Source organism: Stenotrophomonas maltophilia group sp. RNC7 (assembly GCF_030910085.1).
GTDB classification, from domain to species: domain Bacteria; phylum Pseudomonadota; class Gammaproteobacteria; order Xanthomonadales; family Xanthomonadaceae; genus Stenotrophomonas; species Stenotrophomonas sepilia.
Window position 1 is genome coordinate 1 of record NZ_JAVFVN010000070.1, and the last position, 410, is coordinate 410.

The following is a 410-nucleotide window of genomic DNA, read 5'->3' on the forward strand; positions in this document are numbered from 1 at the left end:
TCTAATACATATGACTATGAAAGAAACTTTAAAATTCAACATTTATTTCGATATTATTCTTCTCTTATTGAAAAAATAAACTCGGATATAGTAATTGAAAATCCTCCAAAAGATATGCATTTATTAAAAGATGCTTCTCACTTAGATATCACCAGAGGTAATATTGAGCTTACCCCTTTGGGAGAGTCATTTGCATCTATTTGTTGCTAGAAAGGGAGCATTCATGCTCCCTCCTTTGTTTTTTCTATAATTTTCTTTACTAAACTAAAGGTATTTTCAACCGTTCCGTTGCTATCTACTACATAATCGCACTCTATAATTTTGAAATTTTTCTCGTCATGTCTTATTCTTTCATTTGCTCTATCTCTTCCACGTTGTAGAGTCATTCTATTTAATCTATTTTGTTTATC

Annotated in this window: 2 protein-coding genes; one reads left to right on the forward strand and one right to left on the reverse strand. The window is 30.2% G+C overall.

The features are described 5' to 3' along the window. A partial coding sequence (locus RCF13_RS00550) for a hypothetical protein (protein ID WP_308140709.1) occupies positions 1-210 on the forward strand: 210 nt, incomplete at its 5' end. A gap of 11 nt (positions 211-221) precedes the next feature. On the opposite strand, the gene RCF13_RS00555 is transcribed toward RCF13_RS00550, so the two are convergent. Next, the coding region (locus RCF13_RS00555) for a hypothetical protein (protein WP_308140710.1) at positions 222-410 on the reverse strand (189 nt) is incomplete at its 5' end.